This is a genomic window from Borrelia hispanica CRI, from assembly GCF_000500065.1.
Classification (GTDB): domain Bacteria; phylum Spirochaetota; class Spirochaetia; order Borreliales; family Borreliaceae; genus Borrelia; species Borrelia hispanica.
Genome location: NZ_AYOU01000026.1, coordinates 1 through 3,877 on the forward strand (window position 1 = coordinate 1; position 3,877 = coordinate 3,877).

General features: G+C 27.3%; 4 protein-coding genes and 3 pseudogenes. 6 read left to right on the forward strand and 1 reads right to left on the reverse strand.

The window, feature by feature from the left end; genetic code table 11:
• The 6 genes and pseudogenes from U880_RS0100615 to U880_RS09695 form a co-directional block, all read left to right on the forward strand.
• Window positions 1-303 (forward strand): DUF276 domain-containing protein (locus U880_RS0100615; RefSeq protein WP_024654364.1); only part of this gene is annotated, 303 nt, incomplete at its 5' end.
• 12 nt (window positions 304-315) lie between these two features.
• Window positions 316-936, forward strand: coding sequence for a DUF735 family protein (locus tag U880_RS0100620; protein WP_038358601.1), 621 nt, complete (start codon window positions 316-318; stop codon window positions 934-936).
• Window positions 937-952: 16 nt separating this feature from the next.
• Complete coding sequence (locus U880_RS0100625) at window positions 953-1,822, forward strand: DUF685 domain-containing protein (protein WP_024654366.1); 870 nt, start codon at window positions 953-955, stop codon at window positions 1,820-1,822.
• Between the two features lie 59 nt (window positions 1,823-1,881).
• On the forward strand, window positions 1,882-2,067 hold the full coding sequence (locus U880_RS0100630) for a BlyA family holin (protein WP_024654367.1): 186 nt from the start codon (window positions 1,882-1,884) through the stop codon (window positions 2,065-2,067).
• Window positions 2,068-2,496: 429 nt separating this feature from the next.
• Window positions 2,497-2,751, forward strand: a pseudogene (locus U880_RS0100635) (BlyB family putative holin accessory protein); the annotation flags it as partial.
• Window position 2,752: 1 nt separating this feature from the next.
• Window positions 2,753-3,121 (forward strand): annotated as a pseudogene (locus tag U880_RS09695) (BBA14 family lipoprotein).
• 38 nt (window positions 3,122-3,159) lie between these two features.
• On the opposite strand, the pseudogene U880_RS11610 reads toward U880_RS09695, so the two are convergent.
• Window positions 3,160-3,877: pseudogene (locus U880_RS11610) on the reverse strand (hypothetical protein); the annotation flags it as partial.

The window sequence follows — 3,877 nt, forward strand, 5'->3', positions numbered from 1 at the left end:
AAAAATCATCTATATCTTAATGTTGACGCTAAAATTAGAGATATTTACACCAGAATTGCAAATAATAATTATGGTGATATGGGAATTAGTTTTGAATATCAAGATTTCTTTGCTCCTGTGAATGAAATTAAGGGCGTACACTGCATTGATGTCTCTGTTGCTCTAAAAGAAAACTTGAATACAAAAATTAATGAGATCAATGATAACGAATTTAAGAATAATGAAAATATTCAGGTTGAAGAAAATGAAATTCTTGATTTTGATTTTACTTCTGATAGATTGTTAATCAATATATCCTCATAAAAAGGAGTCTGCATGACAAGTATACCTACTATACCCACAGTCTTTCATGACACTGAAGTTGAAAAAATAATACATGCCGAACTTGAATTCATAGATCAAATAATCAAAGAGGTCAAAACTCTTAATGATAATTTCACAGATATCAATGCTACTACAAATCTAAATTCAAGATTCATAGCATTCTGGTTATCAGAAATATTGAAAATTATCTACTCAACAAACCAAACTCTTGAAACACTAGCAGAAAATATTGATAGTGTGTTTTTCGCTTTACGTCATATTGGAACCCATGAATCATTTATAAAACTATTTAAAGCTTTCCTTAATGTTGATGTCGAACCTACTACTTTATCACCTGGTGTTATTAACATAAAGCTTAAAAGCGATATTAAAACTAATGTTATAGCATTTATTGTTGGTAGTAAGTCAAAAAAAGACACTACACCTCATAAAAAAATTATATTCAAAACTAAAGAAAATGAACGTATTCTTAAAAAAGCATGGATTATAACTTTACTTCCTAAAGGATATGAAAACTCTATTTACGCATTTATCAAAAAACTTATTCCTATTGACAGAATACTTAAAATACAAAACCATAAGAATGAATACGTCAAAGAATTTAAAGGATAATAAATAAGGAGATTTTATGTTTAGTCAAGACAGCCCAGAACAAGATACCGTCGTAAGACATGATGATACAATAGAAATCAGAAACCTCAACAGAAGAACCTCAACTGACCCATCTGATCTATTGGTTTTAGATAATGGCTTTTCTAGTTGCCACGCAATCACTTTTGATGACTTTCGTAAAGAATTGCATAAAAAAACATTCGTTCAAGGCGAAGGAGTCGATGATTTTAAACAAATAATACAAACTCTATTTGCAACTGAATTATTACAAAATACAAACTTTATAAATCAAGCTTATGAAAAAGTTATAGAAAAACTCAAAAATAATGAATCCAGTGTTATGGATTCTATTCTTAGTAAAGTTACAAATAAACTTGAATATGATTTATCACAACAAGACACATTAAATACAAATACTTATTTTCTAGGACTTTACTATTCTTCTTTGAAAAAAATAAAGGTTCAAGAACATCTTACTGGTATTAGTGACAGCTTCAGTGCAACTAGTACTACTACAATAAAACCAGAAAGACAATATTCTGGTGAATATACCAAAACCGTGTATATGTCGAGTTTAAAATATGGTCGTTATGTTTTTGACTTTTCAGACTCATCACAAGAAAATCAAAATGCTGAAATTATTATAGAAACAAGTAGTTCATATGATGATAAACCTATTTACTTAATTGTTGAAGTTAAAGCAATATCTAGTTCAACTTCTAAAGCTCGTAAAACTGTCAATATAAAATACAGCGGCTATTCTTCAAAAAGAACGTTATTTCAGCTTGGAAGTGTCAATGGTGGAACAGGTCTGAGGTTTAATCTTTTCGAAGGTTGGTATATGCAAAAGAGAGTAGATGGTATGCTTTTACTTCTTAAATTATAATTTTTATTTTAGCTATATATTTAACTATACCATTTATTATAAAGTGAGGTTAAAGGATTATGCAAAGTCTCAATGCTTTATTAGAACTTTTACTTAATATTGACGGAAGTAAATTGATTATTATTTCTCTATTCATTTTAGGTATGGGTTCATTATTTGTTTTTCTTCTTAAACCAATAACTAAAGATATTATTAACATCTTAGTTACCAAGCTTAAAAGCAAAGACAAAAACGAAGATTTATGACATTTGGTAAAAGGTTGATTGCAATCCAGATAATACTGGGTTGCATTAATTTTATTCACCTATAAAAAATTACAAAAAATTTGTTTTTTTACTTGATAATATTTTGTTTTTGCTATATATTTATTCTTAGGCAATTATGGATAGGAAAGCAAGTTGAAAACTACGGTACTTGCAAACTCTATCCGAAAATGGTGCAATGCCTTATGCACCTACAACAAACTAGGATATCCTAAATAAACAAACAAAAATGGATGGGAGCATTAAGGCTCCCTCAGATCCAAAAAATCATACAAAACAATAAATTATAAATATTACAAAATTATTAGGAGAGGACTATAAATGAATTTAAGTACAGCAAAAATAGGTATTGATATACTAAATAAATTTACAGAACTTTTATAAAAAAATAATAATGATAAAAATACATCTACTTATACAAATATCTTTTTGAAAGTAGTTAATTATATTTTTTCTTTATATGAAGCAAGTATAAACAGAATGGAACAAAATGAAGCTATTAAACTATTATCTGAACTTGAAGAGATTATAAGAATCAATATTGAAATAATAAAAAATTCTGAAGAGTATTATAATCAAGAAGAAACCGCAAAATATATATCTCAATTTAGAAGTAAAAGAAATAAGATTATGAATTCTTATATAAAGATATTAAAGGAGGCTTAATATGAAAATTCAAAAGATAATTCTATTATCAAGATTAATTTCTCTTATCCTTATAATTTCTTGTACTACTATTGCTTCATTAATAGAAGAACCAACACTTCCAAAAACAGAATCTCTTAAAGAACTGAGTACTTATGAAGCTAAATTGGCTGATTATATTATGTATTTGCAAGTATTCTTAACACGTACATAAAAAAAAGTTAAAGACCCACATTATCCTAAGTTTACTTATTTCAATCCAGCAGAACTTAAATCTGAACATACTGTTGAGAATTTAAAGTTTAATATCAAATTATTTAAAGATTATATCAGTATAACTAAACCTATTGCTAAAGATGTATATAGAAGATATTCAAAATTAAAAAATTAATTATTTAAGCCCCTGATGGGGCTTATTATTTATAATCATCAAGTTAAACTGAATAAACACTGGAATTCTTCTGCCATAGACAGTTGACTAAATAATTTTAATGGACTATTTCCAACTTTATTTAAATCAAATGCCATAAATATATTAAACTTCTCAAGATTACTTAAATCCCTAATACTTTTAGTAAAGTATTCTTTAATTAAATTACACCAATACTCAATACTCTTTAACGTCTTATTTTTATTAAAGTATTCAAGTAATTTAGAATCATCTCCTCCCGATTTAACAGACTTAAGATAATCGTTTATTTCTGACAAACTACTAAATGGTTTATCACTTAAAAACCTATACATATTTCTTGATGCTATTAGTAAGTTTTGATAACAATAATACTTGGTAGGAACAGATTTATTTATATCTTCTCCAGAATTATGATTAACAGATTGTATTTCAATTGTTGCTTCAGGTGTTGAATTATTTATTTCTTCCGATCCTTGTAATTCTTGTTGTAATACAGTATTCATATCCTCTAATTCTTCTCTTATATATGGCATGCTTTCAAGTCCTGAACCTGGTAAAGTTCTACATAAACAACTTACAGCACATTTTCTTAACATGAATACTGGCTTTTCTCTCCAAATAGGTGTGTTCTTATAATATTCACTAAGTAAAACAGAAAAACTATAACGAATACCATCATCTGATTTGAAAAAAGCTGTACACTGCCAATCTTCTTGTATCGCCTTATTACCTTTA